Annotated in this window: 16 protein-coding genes; 14 read left to right on the top strand and 2 right to left on the bottom strand. The window is 29.5% G+C overall.

The annotated features are described in order from the left end of the window. Positions 1-129 precede the first annotated feature (129 nt). The 12 genes from JJE79_RS02915 to JJE79_RS02860 all read left to right on the top strand — a co-directional run bounded on the left by JJE79_RS02915 (position 130) and on the right by JJE79_RS02860 (position 16,269). Positions 130-2,205 (top strand): MIP family Ig-specific serine endopeptidase, encoded by a 2,076-nt coding sequence (locus tag JJE79_RS02915; protein ID WP_222926132.1) that lies wholly within the window; start codon positions 130-132, stop codon positions 2,203-2,205. 334 nt (positions 2,206-2,539) lie between these two features. Then, positions 2,540-4,348, top strand: a complete 1,809-nt coding sequence (locus tag JJE79_RS02910) for a hypothetical protein (protein WP_222926131.1) — start codon at positions 2,540-2,542, stop codon at positions 4,346-4,348. Between the two features lie 1,437 nt (positions 4,349-5,785). Next, positions 5,786-6,409 (top strand): 30S ribosomal protein S4, encoded by a 624-nt coding sequence (gene rpsD / locus JJE79_RS02905; protein WP_222926130.1) that lies wholly within the window; start codon positions 5,786-5,788, stop codon positions 6,407-6,409. Between the two features lie 21 nt (positions 6,410-6,430). Then, a complete protein-coding gene (gene rpsL, locus JJE79_RS02900; protein ID WP_222926129.1) occupies positions 6,431-6,856 on the top strand; it encodes a 30S ribosomal protein S12 in 426 nt (141 codons plus the stop codon). 9 nt (positions 6,857-6,865) lie between these two features. Next, positions 6,866-7,333, top strand: a complete 468-nt coding sequence (rpsG, locus tag JJE79_RS02895; protein WP_222926128.1) for a 30S ribosomal protein S7 — start codon at positions 6,866-6,868, stop codon at positions 7,331-7,333. Positions 7,334-7,363: 30 nt separating this feature from the next. Next, positions 7,364-9,433 (top strand): elongation factor G, encoded by a 2,070-nt coding sequence (gene fusA, locus JJE79_RS02890; protein WP_222926127.1) that lies wholly within the window; start codon positions 7,364-7,366, stop codon positions 9,431-9,433. 112 nt (positions 9,434-9,545) lie between these two features. Continuing rightward, positions 9,546-10,718: a hypothetical protein gene (locus JJE79_RS02885; RefSeq protein ID WP_222926126.1), complete on the top strand. Its 1,173-nt coding sequence runs from the start codon at positions 9,546-9,548 to the stop codon at positions 10,716-10,718. Between the two features lie 178 nt (positions 10,719-10,896). Beyond that, on the top strand, positions 10,897-11,706 hold the full coding sequence (locus tag JJE79_RS02880; protein WP_222926125.1) for a hypothetical protein: 810 nt from the start codon (positions 10,897-10,899) through the stop codon (positions 11,704-11,706). Beyond that, on the top strand, positions 11,684-12,628 hold the full coding sequence (locus JJE79_RS02875; protein WP_222926124.1) for an aromatic motif membrane protein: 945 nt from the start codon (positions 11,684-11,686) through the stop codon (positions 12,626-12,628). The genes JJE79_RS02880 and JJE79_RS02875 overlap by 23 nt, the downstream gene beginning before the upstream one ends. Positions 12,629-12,694: 66 nt before the next feature. Then, complete coding sequence (locus tag JJE79_RS02870) at positions 12,695-14,515, top strand: ABC transporter permease (RefSeq protein WP_222926123.1); 1,821 nt, start codon at positions 12,695-12,697, stop codon at positions 14,513-14,515. Position 14,516: 1 nt separating this feature from the next. Continuing rightward, positions 14,517-15,251 (top strand): ABC transporter ATP-binding protein, encoded by a 735-nt coding sequence (locus tag JJE79_RS02865; RefSeq protein ID WP_222926122.1) that lies wholly within the window; start codon positions 14,517-14,519, stop codon positions 15,249-15,251. Then, positions 15,220-16,269, top strand: coding sequence for a hypothetical protein (locus JJE79_RS02860; protein ID WP_222926121.1), 1,050 nt, complete (start codon positions 15,220-15,222; stop codon positions 16,267-16,269). The genes JJE79_RS02865 and JJE79_RS02860 overlap by 32 nt, the downstream gene beginning before the upstream one ends. Positions 16,270-16,342: 73 nt before the next feature. Here JJE79_RS02860 and JJE79_RS02855 read toward each other — a convergent pair whose 3' ends face one another. Beyond that, on the bottom strand, positions 16,343-17,008 hold the full coding sequence (locus JJE79_RS02855) for a hypothetical protein (protein WP_222926120.1): 666 nt from the start codon (positions 17,006-17,008) through the stop codon (positions 16,343-16,345). Between the two features lie 71 nt (positions 17,009-17,079). Between JJE79_RS02855 and rpmB the strand changes: the two genes are divergently transcribed. Together rpmB and JJE79_RS02845 are read left to right on the top strand one after the other, a co-directional pair. After that, the gene (gene rpmB, locus JJE79_RS02850) at positions 17,080-17,274 is read left to right on the top strand and encodes a 50S ribosomal protein L28 (RefSeq protein ID WP_222926119.1); all 195 of its coding nucleotides are present in this window, start codon (positions 17,080-17,082) and stop codon (positions 17,272-17,274) included. Between the two features lie 96 nt (positions 17,275-17,370). Further along, on the top strand, positions 17,371-17,784 hold the full coding sequence (locus JJE79_RS02845; RefSeq protein ID WP_222926118.1) for an OsmC family protein: 414 nt from the start codon (positions 17,371-17,373) through the stop codon (positions 17,782-17,784). Between the two features lie 521 nt (positions 17,785-18,305). Here the strand turns inward: JJE79_RS02845 and JJE79_RS02840 are convergent. After that, on the bottom strand, positions 18,306-19,619 hold the full coding sequence (locus tag JJE79_RS02840) for a hypothetical protein (protein ID WP_222926117.1): 1,314 nt from the start codon (positions 19,617-19,619) through the stop codon (positions 18,306-18,308). Positions 19,620-19,644 lie beyond the last annotated feature (25 nt).

Below are 19,644 nucleotides of genomic sequence, written 5' to 3'. Positions count from 1 at the left end.
ATAATTAAAAGTAAAAAAGAACATTTAGTGTAAAAACTAAGTGTTCTTTTTTTGTCAATAAGTGCTATTTACTCTGTTTTTTTATTTATTTAATAATAAAATAATAAGAACAAGTATTCTTTATTAACATTGAAAAAACTAAGAAGTATTTTTAAGTTGTTTTGTGGATTAACTGTAACTGCAATCGTAAGCTCGTCTTGCGTTAATTTGGAATTTTTAAAAATCAACAAAATGACTGCTTTAGAGTTATTTCATAAGCTATCAAAGGATGATTTATCAATCCAAGCTAACCAGGATTTATCTGATGTATTAGCTACTAATGTATCATCATTAAATTATGAAAAATACTTTAAGGTTTCAATTAATAAAGACTATATACATTCAATTGGTAGTGATAATCAAATCAACCATCGGATTAGAAATCTAATTCAAGATGATACAAGGGGTGAATTATCATTCACTCTGGAATTTTATATTACCAATGAAGGTTCAACCTTAACTAAGGATTTTAATATCGAACTTGAGGGATTTAAGAAAGAAGAATTAACAAACACCCCAACAAGAAAAGAAGAAGATATTAAAAAGCCAGAAGAAACTCAAAGTGATAAGGGTAATGATGTTGAAATAATGGATAATCAACCCCCAAAATCAGAAGTTAAAAATCCACCAACAACAGCTAAGGTTTATAGTGATCAAGATATTTATAAAAAGATATGAAAGCGCAGTTTTGCATTAGAATTCTATTCACGTTATTCATATCAAGATAAAAATACTAAAGCCCGAGTTAATCAATACGAAGTAAACAATGGGACAGGTTGATTATTAGATTATTTAACTTATCCAAAAAAACCAGGAATATACCGTGTGTTTTTAGCAACTAACCTTCATGTTGCTCAAGCATTTAAATCAGATCGTGATTACATCACTCCAATTAAGGGTGATAACTATCCACAAACAATTGGTTTTTCAATTGGTAAATCACCAGATGTAACGTTTAATGCAAAAAATAATACGGCTGCAAATAAAGAAGCTCAATACGTTACTTATTTAGAACCAGATCATGGTTATTTCTATGATTCTATTCCAAACAATGAAAGCCATTATTTCTTAAATAATATCTTCCGCACTTCAAGATTAGGTAGACCGCAAACAATTTTTGCAGCTACTGATTTTGTTAATGATAAAAAAACTGCAAGTGAGTTTAAAGATTATTGAGAAACTAATTTCTATCAAAATTACATTGATGGTAAGTTGAAAAAAGACGAATTATTAGAACTATCTGATCGTAACCAGGGCATTGTTGATCGCAGTGTTGATGCTAATAACTTTAAGAATAAAGGGATTGGTATTTATAAAGACTTTGCAGTTATCAGCTTCTTAGTTGATACTGACACCTCAAAAATTAGAGGTAATTCAAGAGAAGAAATTGGTGCTAGAATGATTTCTAAATACATTCTAGATGCAATTGATGAACTTAAAGCATCATCAGAAATTGCCAAAAACCCAATCCAACCAAACGTTTCAAACCACAACCTACCTTTTGTAGATATTGATTATCCTTCTGCTAGAAGAAATCAAGCTGATAAGTTTAATATCAAAACCTTAGACCGTGGCTTTATTGCTGGTTATCCAGGTGTTAGAAACGATACTAATAAAATTGTTAAAGAAACCACCAGATTTAGATGGGTTCAAAACAATTTAAGTCTAGATACCACAAGACCATTACAAAACAATATTCCAAATGCCAGAGTTTTACAAATGCAAAACTATAATGGCTTATACCAATTATTCCACAGAAGGTTTTACCACCAATATGGTGTTGTTCAAGAGATCGAACGTTCATCATTACAAAAAGGTTCTAGTGGTAGTGTGGTTTATTCTAAATATGGTTTACCAATCGGAATTTATTGAGGTGGATATACTTCTGATAAATACAATTCATTCACAAACCAACAACAAACAGGATTGTTTGATTATTTAGCTCAGGATAAAGAATTAAATTTTGACATCCAAATTAAAGAAAACAACCAAACTAAAAAATTCACAATCCACGTTGAACCTTACAACTTGATTGATGGCACAAATAAGAATAAATACCCAAACCAAACTAATTCATATCGTCATGCTTTAAAAGAGTATTTAAAACACATTGAGTATGACAAATTACAAGGTAAAGGTTCTTACTTATTCCCAGAAATTTTCTAATCATAATTAACTAAAACCCTTAATAAATAAGCATTAATAAAACCTAGTGAAGTTAGATAACTAAAATCTTATACTTAACTAGGTTTTATTTCTATAGAAATATAAACCTATGAGTTTATTTGTTGAAATTTTCGTAATTTTATGAATATAATAATTGAAACCCTTTTGTTTTTTTGTTCATTATCCTAATTTGAGCAGTTAAACAAAAGAGTTTTTAAATAACAAATAACAAAAATCTACTTTATTAATTATTAACAAAATAGTCTCCTAACTATAGTGTTATTCAATTAATAACGACAATACAAAAATAATCGAAAAAGAAATTTTATAAACTATGAAAAGAACTAAAAGAATTTTATTTAGTTTAGGTGGAGTATTACCTGTTGTAGGTGGTATGATTTTAAGCTCATGTAGTCAAATGCCTGCTAAATCATCAAAACCTTACGAATTTAGTGCGGATGCTGAATTTAGAGCTGCTGCTTTTGGAAACATTAATACAATCCAACAAGTTAATAATGTAATTAGTCAATCTTTACAATTAACAGTGGATCAAGCTCCTAAAAAAGAAGAAACTGATAAATCTAAAAAACCAGAAGTTAAATCTAAAGATGAAGCGGCTGGTAAAGAAACAGCTGGTAAAGAAGGTGAATCTGGTTCAAAAGATAAAACTACTCAAAGTTCTAGTGTTACTTTATTAGATGATGCTGCTCCTGCTGCTACTCAACAAGAAAATGGTAGTAAGAAAGAAGGGGAAGAACAAACAACTAAACCACAAACAGAAGAACAAAAAGACAATAAAGAAACCCCGCCAAAAGAACAAGAAAATAAAGGTTTCTGAAAACACGTTCTGTCAATTGCTGATAAATTTGAAAAAGAAAATGATAAAAAAGATGGACGTGATAACATAAGAGAAAAAACTAGACTTGGACTATTAGAATTTGCCAAAAACTTTTCAACTAAATTAAAAGAATTAGTTGCTTTTGGTGGTGATAATCAAGAAAAATTAATCAAAGGAACTGCTAGTTTAGAAGAATTAAAAACAGCAAAAGCAAGTTTTGAAACTAAATGAAAAGCTTTATTTGAAGAATTCAATACATTAGCTAAATTATTAGAAACTAAAGTAACTTTTGACACAACTAAACCATTAAGCGAGTTAGTTAAATCAGCAAACATTACCGACTTAATGAATCTATTTAAAGCAAACTCTAAATCAGTATATGAATTTGCTAAACCAACAAAAAATTCATACAATGACTTAGCTAGATTCTTTGAAGCAGTTAATGGTGGTTTAGGTAACCAATTTACTAACAACGTTAAAGAAGAAGACGCATTCAGATTATTCGGTGGAATCATGGCTTTAATCTTAGACCGTGAACAAAGAACAATTGATGGTGCAATCAATGCTGTTGCTTTAACTACACCTGAAAACAAATCAGAAGCAGTTCAAGATAAAGTATTTGAAAACATTAGTTCTAACTCAGACATCGTATCTAGACTTAGTGTTGCTAAAACTGCAATTGCTAATTTTAAAAAATTATCTGATCAATGAAGTTCTAACGAAATCTTCAAAAAAGATGGTAACAAGAAATCAAGCTTTGAATTAGCTATGGAAGCTGTAACAGGTGATACTTTATTAAACAAAGTTAATGCTGCTTTCTATGGTGATGCTAAAGCTCAAAATGCATTAACAAAAGATGGAATTTACAAATCACTAACTGATTTAGAAACTGCATTTAAAAATGCTGAATCTAAAGTTGGAAAAGATGGTTATGCTAACATCAACGACTTTATTGATTTCTACAAATTAACTGGTAGCACATGAAGAGGTGCTGTTGGTATTTTCTTAAACACTAACTCATTAAATGATTTAAATGATGATAAAGTTAATGCTTTATCTGCTAAACAAGATGCATCTGAAGAAAGCAAAAAAGCTCTTGAAACAGTTAAAACTCAACTTAAAACATTAATCTCTCAAACAAAAAATATGTGAGCTGGTGGAGTATCTGGTGCTAAGGATTCAGGTTTCTACTTAAACCACATGGTAAGATCAGTTACATCTGATAGCCAAGCAGTTTTAGCTGTATTAGGTAAAGATACTGGAAACGATAAATTTGTTTCTTACTCAAACACTCTAATCGAATAAATTTAATCAATCTTTGATTAAATTAGCTAGCATTAACTTTTGTTAATTGCTATGGTTAGTTAAGCTCTTATTTAAAAATAAAGCTTAATCTGACTATTAAGGAATGAAAAGAAAGTTCTTAGTTTAATTACTATGAGCGTTAAAAAGAAGTAACTATTTTCAATCATAAAAAATGATAAATTTAGTTAATTTAACTATTAACTTTAATGGTTAAAAAAACGATAAATTTAGCGTAAATTTAGAAATTTTAAAACTAAGAATATAACAATAAAATCTTATCTTAAAGTGATATAAAACTTTAAGTGAAAGCAAACAAAAACCATAAAATAATTTTGTGTCCAAACCAATTGTTTAGCCAACTTCATAAGTTAGTGGCAACTCTAACTTTAAACATGAGTAAAACTAATTTAATGAACTTTGATTAATTCAAAGTTACTTTAAATAGATCTAAAACATGTTGATGGTTAAACTTTGCTAATAATATAAACATAAGTTAAAGACTTATTTAACTTTTTAAGGTCATAAAAACTTAAAAAGTTAATTATGAACATTTGCTATTAACTTAATTAAGCTAAATTCTTAAATGAATTTAGTAATTATTAGCACGAAGCATAACTTATAAAATGTTGTTAATTAATCACAATAATTAACAATCAATATATTGGCTCGTTCGTAATCATAATTAATATAAGCTTGACAAAGCTAAACTATTAAATAGTTATAATGGTTTAAATTAAACCATGCTATTTGATTAGTTTAAACTTATCTAATTAATTAAAAACTACGAGAATACTGATAATTTTGTAACAATTTGACAATGTTAAATATTGATATGATTTTGATTAAAAATCAGTAAGTTTTTAATGTCATAAAAAGTTATTATCAAAACTTTTAAGTAATGATAATAAGTATGGTGTTTAGCTTAAAAATAATCAATCATAAAGATATGACAACTAAATATAGTTTGTTAGAGCTATAATGTTTTGAACATTATGTAAACTAACTACTTTTGGGTTGTATTAAAAACTGACAATAAATTAAACAGAATTATCAACAATGATTAATAAGAATAAATAAACATTAGCTCAATATAAGCATTTATTAATAAATATATGCTTAAAGCATCTTATTAATTAAAAACAATAACTATCTTATTTGCTTGATTGTCTAAAAACAATTGAACTGATAATTTCTGATTGAACACAATAAGAAATAAACCCTAAAAAATTAACTTTTTAATATATAATATAGGAGCACGTTCAGCAAACTAATATTAGACTAAAACAAGGGATGCGTGATGGTTAATTTCATTGCGGTCGTAACTAGGTAGGCTGATTATACCGAACACGTTTAACATCTCTTTATTATTTAAGAATTAGTTTTATATATCTTGTTTGTTTGCGTGTAACAATTCACATAAACAAGGATTATTTATAAATGTCACGTTATACAGGCAGCATTTATCGTAAAGCCAGAAGATTGAATTTTTCAATTCTTGAATCTGGTAAAGAATTTACGAATAATAAATCAAAAAAGGGTGTTAAGATCCCAGGACAACACGGATCATTAATTCGTCCTAAATTATCAAACTACGGTGAACAATTACAAGAAAAGCAAAAAATGCAATTCATGTATGGTTTAAATGACCGTCAGTTCAGAAGACTATTCGCTGTTGCTAAGAAAATGAGCGGGATTTTAACTATGAACTTATTCAGAACATTAGAATCTCGTTTAGATAACTTAGTGTTCAGAATGGGTTTTGCTCCAACAAGAAGAGGGGCTAGACAATTAGTAAACCACGGCCATGTGTTAGTTAATGGTAAAACTGTTGATATTGCAAGTGCTTTAATTCCATTAGGTTCAGTAATCGAACTAAAAACAAGAGCACAAAATTTACCATTAGTAAAACAAGCTAGTGAATCAAAAGCAACAGCTGCTTTTGTAGAAGTTAATAAGAAAACTTTCTCAGGAACTTACGTAAGATACCCAGAACGTAACGAATTACCTGCTGAAATTAATGAAACTTACGTTGTTGAGTACTACAAACGTTTAGTTAAATAGTTAGGGAGATAAAAGATAAGTATGGCAACAATTGCACAATTAATTAGAAAACCTCGTAAAAGTAAAGTTAAAAAATCTAAGTCTCCTGCACTACAAGTTAACTTAAACACATTAGAAAAGAAAATCACTGACAAATCATCTCCATTCAAAAGAGGTGTATGTACTCGTGTGGGGACAATGACTCCTAAAAAACCTAACTCAGCGTTACGTAAGTATGCTAAGGTTAAATTAACTAATGGTATGGAAGTGTTAGCTTATATTCCAGGTGAAGGTCATAACTTACAAGAACACTCTGTAGTATTAATCAGAGGTGGTCGTGTAAAAGACTTACCAGGGGTAAGATATCATATCGTTCGTGGAACACTAGATACAACTGGTGTAGATAAAAGAAGACAACAACGTTCTGCATATGGTGCAAAACGTCCAAAGGCAGATAAGAAAAAATAGGACTAAGTTATGCGTAAAAATCAAGCAGAAAAAAGAAAAGTACTACCAGACCCAGTTTATAACTCAGTACTGGTTACAAGAGCTATCAACACCATCATGCTAGATGGTAAAAAAGGGATTGCACAAAAAATCTTATACGGTTCATTTGATGTAATTGCTGAAAAGACTCAAAAAGATCCATTAGAAGTTTTCAACAAAGCTGTTGAAAACATTATGCCAAGACTTGAACTTAAAGTTAGACGTATTGCTGGTGCTAACTACCAAGTTCCAACTGATGTAAGTCCTGAAAGAAAAGTAACATTAGCATTAAGATGATTAGTTACTTTCTCAAGAAAACGTCATGAAAAAACAATGTTAGAAAAAATTGCTAACGAAATTATTGATGCTTCAAACAACGTTGGTGCGTCAGTTAAAAAACGTGAAGATACTCACAAAATGGCAGAAGCTAACAAAGCGTTTGCTCACATGAGAATGTAATTTTTGATTTAATTCAATAACAAAGAGAATATGGCTAGACAATATCCTTTAGAAAAATTCAGAAACTTCGGGATTATGGCGCACATTGACGCTGGTAAGACGACAACTTCTGAAAGAATTTTATTCCACTCAGGAAAAACTCACAAGATTGGTGAAACCCACGATGGTGCTTCGGTTATGGACTGAATGGCACAAGAAAAAGAACGTGGAATTACCATTACTTCTGCTGCAACTTCAGTTACTTGAAAAGATTGCCAATTAAACCTAATTGATACCCCAGGACACGTTGACTTCACAGTAGAAGTTGAACGTTCATTAAGAGTATTAGATGGTGCTGTTGCAGTATTAGATGCCCAAATGGGGGTTGAACCTCAAACTGAAACAGTTTGACGTCAAGCAAGTAGATATGAAGTACCTAGAATTGTGTTCGTTAATAAGATGGACAAAACTGGTGCTAACTTTGAAAAATCAGTTGCTTCAATTCACTCAAGATTAGGGGTTAAAGCTGTTCCAATTCAATTACCAATCGGTGCTGAAAGTGATTTCAATGGTCTTATTGACTTAGTTGAAATGAAAGCTTACTTCTTTGATGGTGGAGAAAACGAAAACTTCAAAATCGAAGACATTCCAGCTGATATGTTAGATGCAGCTAAAGCAGCTCACGCTCACATGTTAGATGAAATCGTAACATTTGATGAAGCTGTAATGGAAAAATACTTAGAAGGTCAAGAAATTTCTAAAGCTGAAATCAAATCTTGTATCCGTAAAGGTGTAATTTCATCTTCATTATTCCCAGTATTATGTGGAACAGCATTTAAAAACAAAGGGGTTAAACCTTTATTAGATGCAGTAGTTGATTACTTACCTTCACCAATCGATGTTCCTCCTGCTAAGGGTTATAAGGGTGATGATGAAATCCAAATTCAAACAAGCGATGATGCTCCGTTTGTTGGTTTAGCATTCAAAGTTGCAACTGACCCGTTTGTAGGTAGATTAACTTTCGTTCGTGTTTATTCAGGTGTTCTATCTTCTGGTTCTTATGTTGTTAATACAACTAAAGACAAAAAAGAACGTGTATCAAGAATTGTGAAAATGCACGCTCAACAACGTAATGAAATTGAAGAAATCAGAGCTGGTGATATCTGTGCGATCGTTGGATTAAAAGATACAACAACTGGTGATACTATTGCTTCTGAAAACCAAGAAGTGACATTAGAATCAATGTCATTTGCTGAACCTGTAATCTCATTAGCTGTTGAACCTAAAACAAAAGCTGACCAAGAAAAAATGGGATTATCATTATCTAAGTTAGCAGAAGAAGACCCAACATTCAGAACATTCACTGATGAAGAAACCGGTCAAACAATTATTGCTGGGATGGGTGAATTACACTTAGACATCTTAGTAGACCGTTTAAGAAGAGAATTCAAAGTTGATGTAAACGTTGGTGCTCCACAAGTAAGTTACCGTGAAACATTAAAATCAAAAGCTGATGTTGAAGGTAAATACATTAAACAATCTGGTGGTCGTGGTCAATACGGTCACGTTGTAATTACTTTTGAACCTAACCATGATAAAGGTTTTGAGTTTGAAGACAAGATTGTTGGTGGTAAGATTCCAAAAGAATACATTAAATCAGTTAAAGCTGGTTTAGAAGCTGCTATGAACAACGGTCCATTAGCTGGTTATCCAATGATCGACATTAAAGCTAGTCTATTTGATGGTTCATACCATGATGTCGACTCAAACGAAATGGCTTATAAGATTGCTGCATCAATGGCGCTTAAAGAAGCTGGTAAACGTTGTAACCCTGCTTTATTAGAACCAATCATGGCAATTGAAGTAACAGTTCCTGAACAATACTTTGGTGATACTATGGGTGATATTTCTTCACGTCGTGGTATGATCGAAGGAACTGAATCACGTGATAACATTCAAGTAATTAAAGCTAAAGTTCCTTTAAGTGAAATGTTTGGTTATGCAACTGATCTAAGATCATTCACTCAAGGTCGTGGAAACTACATTATGCAGTTCTCTCACTACGCTGAAGCTCCAAAATCAGTTACTGAAAAAGTGATTGAAGCTAAAACTAAAAAATAATATTAATTTATCTATATAAAATTAATATTCTTTAATTTTTAAAGAAAAACAGCAATAATTTTTTTTAATCATTTAAAATTGAAGAAAATACAGAAATATTTGCTGTAATAACATGGATCAAGAATTTAAAAAACAAAAAAACACCTCAATAATACTGTTGGTGATTGGTGCAATTGCATTAATTATTGGTATTATTATGACGGCTTTCATGGTAATTCCAGTTGAATTACCAGCTGAAGAAGGAGCTAATAATGCTAATACTCCACCAGTATCTGGTCCTCCAATTTCATTAGTTTTTGGTAGTGATAATGTAGCTCAATTTAACGCTTATGGATGACTTCAATTCGTTGGAATGATCCTAGGTTTGTCAATTGGTTTAATTTGTCTGATTGCTGGCGGTTTCTTATACGCTAGATATAGATTAAATGTTACCCAAGCGACTTCACAATACGAATATGCTAGAGAACGTGCTGAGTTCCGCAGAGAAGCATCAAGAGAAAATTTAACAGAAGAAACAACTACCGAAGTTGAAGCTCCTGAACAATTAACAACAAGAGCATTAACATCTGCTGAAACTCAATTAGTGCCAACTGGTAATATTCCAACTGAAGAATTATCAACAAGAGCAGTGGCTAGTCAATTTGGTGATGCTCCAACAATGCAAGTTGAAGAAGTAGCTCCACTACCTGGTATTGCTCCTAGACCTGGAATTAATCAAGTTGTTGAAGAACCAAGAATCCAACCAGTTGTTCAACAAGTTCAAGCTGTTCAACCAGTTCAACAAGTTGTAGCTAACCCTTCACCAATGCAAGTTGTTGTTTTAAAACCTCAACCTGCGATTAACCCTCAACAAGTACAAGTTATTAATCGTGTTGTACAACCAGCACAACCAGTACAAAGAGTGATCACTACCCCTGCTGGTGTTAGAACTGTGGTTCAAAACCAAGTAATTAGACCACAAGCTATTCAAGTTCAACCTGCTCAACCAGTTCAAGTTGTTGTTCAACAACGTCCAGGCGTAACCGTAATGCCAGCTCAACCAGGCAGAGTTCAACCTGTTAATCCGAATGTTAGAGGCCCAATGCCAATTAACCAACCTAATGCTCGCATTAATCCAAATACTCCTGGTGTTAGAGTAGTTCAACCAGTAAATGGTGTAAGACCAAATCAACAACCTGTTCAACAAGTTGTAAGAGTAGTAACAGTTGCTCAACAACCTCGCCCAATGGGTCCAGGTGCTAACCAAAGAGTCATGGGTCAACCTCCAATGGGACCAAGAAGATAAAAAAACAGCAAAAAGCATTTAAAAATCAACCATCAGGTTGATTTTTTTATTGATTTTAAGCACCTTTAACCCCTTATTAATTTATATTTATCTCCTTACTCATTTATAAAGATTACAAATAACCTTAAATTTTTATTTAAAAAAATTATAAATATGTTAGTATTATTTTATAAATTTTATGAATAAGAAACTGTTATTATCAGCATTTGTTTTAACGATCCCTCTAAGTTCATGTTCGTATTTAGTTCCACCAATGCGAGATCTTCATAACAACCCGACAATTAGTCACCAAGATAAACAAACTAAGATCGATCCAATTCTTAATAAATTCTTATTAAATGTTTTTTCAGATCAAAAAACAGTTGATGATTATGTTTCTGCTCAATCAAGTGTTAATGATGAATTTATCAAATCCTTAAAGATATATTCTAACCAATACAATGGTTATGTCATTATCCAAAAGATGTACCAAAAAGAGATCGAAAAAGTCGATACAATTAAATCAACTAGTCCTGATTTAAGAATTGCTCAAATTCAAGTATTAAGATTTCTTAGAAAGAACTTTTTAACTTATTTAATTAATTATAACCGCTTATCTTTTATTGGTTTTTTACATAACTCAGATAAGTTTAATGCTAAAGTTCCTGGTTTTGAATGAAATGAAATGAATTTTCTAGATACCTACAAAAAGCAAGGTTATGACATAATATATCAACCAAAAACAAACCAACTAAAAGCTTATGAAAAGATTGGTATTTATCATTTCTTTAAATTCGCTGATAATTCAATCATTATGTTTAAAGATGTTGATAAGGATGTTTTCATAATTCCTATGGCTTATTTGATTAAGGATAAAGATAAAAACAATGTCGATGTGGATTTAAAAGAGTTTCATGATTATATGTTTAATGCAACACCTGAAAAGATTGATGAATGAAATAAAAAGTACGGAGTAACTATTAGCTATGCGCTTAGGGCGGTTAATTAAATTATTTAGTTCTTTTGCTTTTGTTGGGTTGATTTCTAGTTCATGCGTTCATTTAAATAAAGAAGATTATGCAGAAATCAAAAAACAAAATTTAGAAAAAGAACAAAAGGTTGTTATCTTAAATAAAGACGAATTCCTTAAACAAAAAGCAATTCAAAGTTTATTAGAAGAAGCATTTAATAAAAATAAAACTTTAATTGATAACTATGTTAAAGAACAACTAGTAGATAAGCATGATCAAATTTATAATGACTTCAAAGAAACATTATCATATTACACGATCAGCATATCTGAAAACTGACCTGGTTATTTCACTAAAAAACCAGCAGAATTAACGGCAAATAGAACAAAATTTAATAGCTTATTATCAGACAATTGGTTATTCTTTTTATATAACTATCAAAAATTCAGTTTTCTAGGTACATCAAGTACTAGTGGGATTAATAACGGAGCATCACAATTTCAACTAAGACACTCAGCTAATTTAAGCTGAACATTACAAGCTGAAACTAATAAAATTAAAGATTTCGCTCTTTCTATATTACCAAGTTATAAAAGTGAAGATCGTGGTGAATTATCAAAACTACCAAAAGCTACAAAAGATGAAAACGGCGTTTATCGTTATGAGAATTATCCATATTACAAATCAATATTTTATCTAAAGATGGATAATGACACAGTTGTTGAAATCTCAGTAACACATTCTGATGAAACAACAGTTGAATTAAATAATCGTATATTTAGTTTGGAAAAGATCCAAACTAAAAAAATAGCTGACTTTAATATTGATGAATACGCTAAAAGTGTATATAAGCCAGATTTTGACACTGAAGCAATTACTAATAAATATCTAAATAAAACATCATATTATGAAGCTGAATATGGTAATGCTGTTCCTTATTTAATCAATTACATTAATTAATTTATGACCAACCAATATAAAATTGTTTATCGTTTTTTAAACTTATTTATTTGATCCAAAAAATCAATGTATATAATTCCAATCCTTGGTTTCATCATTATTTTGGTGGCTGGATTGGTGCTTCGTGTTGTTGATGATGCAGCATTATTTAAAACAGTATTGATTGCACCTGTTTTAGCAACTTTATTGTTTAATGTTTTTTATAGTACGAATAGTGCAATTGTAATTTTTAAATCGATGGAATCAGAAGGTGCAGAACTATTAATTTCATCAAAACCAGTTTCTCGTAAAGCTAATATTTTATCTAAAATTGGTTACTTATTTATCATTGCATTATTAAGTGCAATAGTAAGTTTTATTGCTTTCAATTCTGGATTAGCAGGATCATCAAAAACATCACTTTTACCGTCATATTTTTATTATTCTTTAATTGCTAGTTCATTTTTTGTTAGCTTTTTTTGCTTCTTAACATTTGGATTAATTACTGCATTAATTTCAATTAAATTAAACCGTCGTATTGCTTATTTCTTAATGCCAAGCTTATTCTTACCATTATTCTTAATTGGTAATATGAGTGGTTATTTTAGTGATACAGCAATCAATTCGTTTTCTACTAATATGTATAATAGTCAGAATCTAGTTTCTTTCTATAATACATCAACTATTAATAACAATGATGAAATTCTTTTTATTCCTAAAAACAATAAGAAAGAATTTAGTGATACAGAAAAAGATTTTATTAATAAAACCAATTATCAAAAAGCTAAAGACAACTCAATTATCTTTAGATTTATGACTTGATTAAATGTGCCGTTACAATTTGGTTTAGGCTTTAGTGAAAATGGTGCAGATTTCTTAAATACAAGATCAATTTATAGTTCTAGTTTGTTAAAAAATACGCTAAATTATTCAAATAATGACGATTTAAGATATAGTTATAGATTGTTTGAAAATCAAGGATTAAATACATTGGTTGAAACACCATCTGATTTAATTAATTCAACTACAGCTAACAACACATCGCCAAATCCTGATGTAACTAATTCAAATCCTGATTCAACTTCAACAGTTACAAATCCAAGTCTGACAACTCCAAATCCAACTAACTCAGCTAACAACACAACAAACCAGCCTGAAATGAGTTATTTATTCCCTAACTTACCTTTAACAAGCAATAATGAAATTATTTATGCCTGAGATAAAGCTAATACCGAAAAAATAATTCCGCAAGACAGTTTTGGTTTTTCAGTAGTAGATACTTATGCTGGCAGAATTAAATGAGATATTGTTGAAGAAAGTCTAAGAAATCAAGAAGCAAAACAATTTTTTGCTAGCATCATCAAAGATCATCAAAACAATACTTATGAAGAATTTATCGAATTTATTCATGAAAATTTACAAGAATTTTTAAATGTTTATAAGTTTGGTTTGAATGTTAAATTCAACAAACTTAACGACCAAGAAAAACAAATTTATTTATACACATTATTCTTGTATCAGCTATTCTTTTTAGGTAATCCAAATTCAACTTTATTTAAAGATGCCTTACCTAAATTAAATAACAAACAAATCGATGTTAAGTTGATGAATAATGAAATTTATCACATTGGTGGTTATTCAGATTATCGTCCAGTATTAAGAAGAATTAATAACCCAGAACCTGGTCCTAGTTCACCAACAGATAATGGTGCAGTTCAAGAAGTATCAAGATTAGAATTAGACACAGCAATTGATAAGAATTTATTTACCAACATTAAGAATTTTTATTCAGTTAAACGTGTTTATGATGCTGCTCCAACTTATGGTTTAGTATTATTCTGATTGGTCATTGACACGGTTTTATTAATTAGTGTTTATTTCATTTACACAAGAAGAGAATTTAAATAATATGAATAATCCGATTATTGAAATAAAGAATTTTTCAAGAAGATATAATGATGGCTTTTTGGCTGTTAATAACATTTCGTTTAATGTTTATAAAGGTCAGTTTCATTGTTTTATTGGATCAAACGGTTCAGGTAAAACAACAACAATTAAAGCTATTATTAATGCCAGTTTATTCTTTGATGGTGAGATCTTAATTGGTGGGCATAAAAATAGTTCAATTCAAGCTAAAAAATTAATTGGTTATATTCCAGAAACATCTAATTTTCCCGTAAATTTTAATGTAGAAAAGTTTTTATATGCTTTTGGATTATTATCAGGATTTAGCAAAAAACAAACCATTGCTAAACGTGATAAAATTGTTGAAGAATTAAACATTAAAGATTTATTAAAAAAGAATCCTAATAACCTATCAAGTGGTCAAAAAAAGAAGGTTATGTTAGCTCAATGTTTGATCGATGATTCAGAAATCATCATCATGGACGAACCAACAACTAACCTAGACCCATTAGCCAGAAAAGAATTGTTAGAAACCTTATCTAACTTAGTAAAAAAAGGTAAAACCATTTTTATCAGCACACATAATTTATCTGAGGTTACTAAGTATGCTGATTCAGTTACAATTATTGAAAAGAGTAAATTAATTTACTCAGGTAGCACTAATAATCAAGATATGGAAACTTTATATATCAATAAGATTAAAGAATATGAAGAAAAAAATAATCAAAAGATCATTTAGTCTTTTTAGCTTACTTTCATTAAGTAGTTTAGCTATATCTTCTTGTGGTGTGGATCGTCATATTCCAAGAGAGAATAAAGCTATAACTTTAAATTCACAAACTGAAGTTAATCAAAATCCAATTGATCTAATACTGCCTAAAATTTTTGCTACCAAAGACAGTGTTTTTATTAGTGACTGAAAAGTCAGACAACAACCAACCAATGAATGATTAAATGAATTTAAAGGATTATTAAAAGACTTCGGACGTAATAGAACTAAAATTAAAAATATGATGCGTGAGAAGTGATATTACTTCTTATCAAACATTAGTGCTTTAACTTGGGGATATTCAAAAGTTGAAGATGAGATTTTTCATAGTCCAAATTTAAGTTCTCGATTTGCTTTATCTCAAAGTTATAAAGATAAAAAGCAAAGATTTAATGACAACAAACAAACTGAATTAAAAAGTGATGTTCATTTTAATAAAAAATTCTTAGAAGATGCCAGAATTCCTGTTGAAGTGAGTGATGCATTTTTAACTTATTATTTATTAGTTGATAAACACCACTTTATCTTATTGAATTACGACTTTACTCCAACTAGTGGAACGGGAGAAGACGGAAGACCAATTATTGATTGAAATCTTTATCGTTTCCAAAATAACATTAATCCAAACATTGCTGAATACGAAACAATTAAACATATTATCTTAGCTCACCCGGGTGATGTAAATCAAGTTAGTCAAGGTTTTGCAAGATTTGAACACCTTGCTCAAATTGATGGTTTATTACTTAAATATGAACTAAAAGGGATCAATCTGGGTTTAGGAGCTGCTGGAAGTGCTGAAGTTGGACAAGAAGATAACCAAGAAGAAAAACCAACACCAACAATCAAAGATCCGACTGAAATTGAAAACACTAGAGTAGATGAAACAAATACTACATCATCAACACCTGAAAATAGCGCACCAACAAGAACAACAAACGAAGATTGAAGAAAAAGAGTGCCACCAGGTTTTGTAGTAAATTGAAACTAAATAATTAAAAACAAAATAAAAAAGCTTTTAGACAACCCTAAAAGCTTTTTTTCATATCAATTAATTTAACTAATTATTCAGCACTTTCATCAACAGCTTGTTTTGTTGAATACAACAAGATTTCAATATCATTAGATTGACTATCTTTAATTGGTGTGTTGTTTACCATTAACGGTGTTTTGATGATCTGATACATTTTATTAGCATCATAATCTTTGTAATTAAGGTGGCTAGCACTAAAACCAAATAAAGGTTTATCTTTAATGTTTAATTGTTCAATAGCTTTTTGTAAGAAATCATTAGAGTTATCTATTAACAATAAAATTTGGTTCATATCTTTAATGTCATTTAATACTTCTTGATTTAACATTAAAGATTCATATTTAGATAATAATGCTTTATAGCGATTACTGATTGCAACATATGGAATCGCTTTTTCATCATCATTAAAGAAATCAAAAGCATTCATTAAATCCATATAGTTTTGCATATACTTCTTATTAATTTGCTCTTTGTTATCTGAATAAATCAAACAACTCTTAATAATGTTATTTTCATCAATATCAATAACAACACTAGTAGCTTTCATTAAAGCTCAGTTTGCAAACATTTTTTCAACTTTTCTTTTTAAAAGAAAAGGGATAATATTTTTATTGATTTCAAATTTTACTAAGATTAAATTAATAATCTTTCTATAAGTTCAATAGTTAATTTTGTTGATTGGTAAAATTTTAAGCATGGCTATATTTTAAATTATCTAAATAAAACATTAGTTATTATGTTAAAATAGATAAGTATTAAAAAATAAGTATGGCTCGTAGAGATGATCTAACCGGGCTTGGTCCTTTAGCGGGAAATAATCGTTCTCACGCCCTAAACATTACCAAGCGTCGTTGAAACTTAAACTTACAAAAAGTTAAAGTAAAAACTGATCGTGGTGCGCGAACTGTTAAAGTTTCAGCTAGAACGATCAGAACATTAAGAAAATTAGACCTTTTAGCTTAATTAATAAAAGGTTTATTAATAATTAATTATTAATAATAAAGTGCTGTTATGTATTATCAGCACTTTTTTAATTATTAGTGCTATATTTAAATTGTTATGGCAATTAAAAATTACGAAATTAAAGCAAAATTAAATGCTGACAAAACAATTACAGCTTCAAGCGGACAACACTCATTTGTTCTTGATGCTTCAACTGTTAAAGGAATGAGTCCTTTAGCAGCTACTCTAAACAGCTTATGTGGTTGTGAAATGAGTATCATTAACTATTTCGGACCTAAAATGTATGGTTTAGAACTTCAAGAATTAGAAATGGAAGTTAAAGCATGAAGAGATTCTGAACCAGCTGATGAATACTATGGTGCTAGAAAGATCCAAATTCACTGAAAAGTTAAATCTAACAAGTCACTAGAAGAATTCAAAGAAATCGTTAAATACGCTCACAAAACTTGTCCAGTATACAACTCACTATCTGGTCGTATTATTTTCGAAGACACATTCAGCTCTCTTTAATCAATCAATAATTAATTTTGGTTAATTAATTAGTTTGTTATTTTTTTTATTTTTTTCTTTATCGTTAAACAAAATTAATTGACCAATACCATTATTAAATTAAAGATTATAGTTCAAACACCTATTTCATCATCTTATGAAATAGGTGTTTTTTATTTGTTGTTAAATAAAAATTCTTGCTATATAAAATAAAATATTTTTTATTAATAAATATTACATTAATCTAATCAATAATTAGTTGCACAAAATCAAACCTAAGGGTGTGATAAAAGATAAAAACGTTATTTATAGTAATTAGAATATTACTGTCTATTGTTTAATGATAATTGTGAGGAATATTTATTAATTTAAATAGGTTATTGATAAATAGTAGATATATCAAAAAAGATAATAGTAATATTCATTGTTATTTTTTTAACATTTCATAACATCCCTTTTTCAAAAAGACTACCATGAACGACTGGTAGTTTTTTTGTGCCATAAAGATAAAAAAACACCAACAAAACTGTTGGTGTTAAAAATTAAACATTAACTTTTGCTTGCTTTTTATTAATTCTTCAACGATCAATTTTATCTAGAAGGATTGATAAGTATTTGGCTGGTCAATAATATACTAATGGAACAACGATGACAACAAAGATAATTAAAAAACTAAAGATGTAATCATTTTGTTGTGCTGTGGTTTTAAATGTTAGCATACTTCTTGGGTATCACGCAACATTAACAGGAACGTTGGCAAAAATATGCACGAATAAATAACCATAAATAAATCGAGCTGATCAACCAACTAAGATAAATCAGAATGAATATGCCATGATTAGATGGTCATTTAGTTTATTACAACAATGAATAAACTTATTATTGGTTTGTTTATCATCTAAGTTGTAACTTAAAAACGCATTAAGTCATAGCCAAGATAAAACAACAATTAATGGCGAAGCAACACCGTTGGCTAAATTAAAGTTATATAAACTAAATTGTTTGTAATACAAATAATCCATTAAGATTTGACCAACAATACCAGCAATTGTCAGAATACTTAATCAAATTACACTCGGTTTAAATTTCCAGATTCTGACATATCTTCTAATATACATGCCAATATAAAACAAGATAATCGTATTAGGGAATTGGCTATATAAAAATACATTTCTTAATCATGTATTTTTATTAGCCAATTCTGGATTACTATTAGCTATTTCAAAACTAATATGATTAAAGAATACAAAAGCTAATAAAATTACGATTATTGTTGTGTTGATAGCAAAACCGTATTTATTTAAGAAGTTATTAATTAAATAACCAAATAAACTAAATCAGAATAACGAAACAATAAAGGCTGTGCCTAATATGTTATAGTTTTGGGTTGGTATTAAGATGTATAAGAAAATAAAACCATACCAATTATTAGGATTATCAGTCCAACCATGCTTGGGATCAATTTTGTTGGCTAAAATACCTAATTGAATTAAGTTATCGTTATTTTTTTGCAAAATACCAAGTGTGATTAAAAAGATAATGATAACAATAACAGCACAAGTATAAAAATAAAAAAAGAACCTTTTATTGTTATAAACATACTGCTTAAATCTTTGTTTTTTATTACTATAAAAACTAAATCCGATACCAAAAGCTGAAATACAATAACCAACCCCAACTAGTGGATATCAGATGATGTTCATAAACATCTTAAATCCTGGTGAGACATCACCGTTGATTACTAAAAACCCAATTGAGATCAATGAACCAATTACACCAATAAAAACAATGGCGTTCAAACCTCTTGGGTTAAATTTGTAATTAGTTATGCTATCGTTATCTAAATATTTTTTCATTAACATCCTATTTTTACATAATGGA

The organism is Mycoplasma sp. E35C, assembly GCF_019873825.1.
Lineage (GTDB): Bacteria > Bacillota_I > Bacilli_A > Mycoplasmatales > Mycoplasmoidaceae > Mycoplasmoides.
Note: the sequence above shows the minus strand (reverse complement) of the source record. Positions and strands in the feature narration are given on the sequence as shown.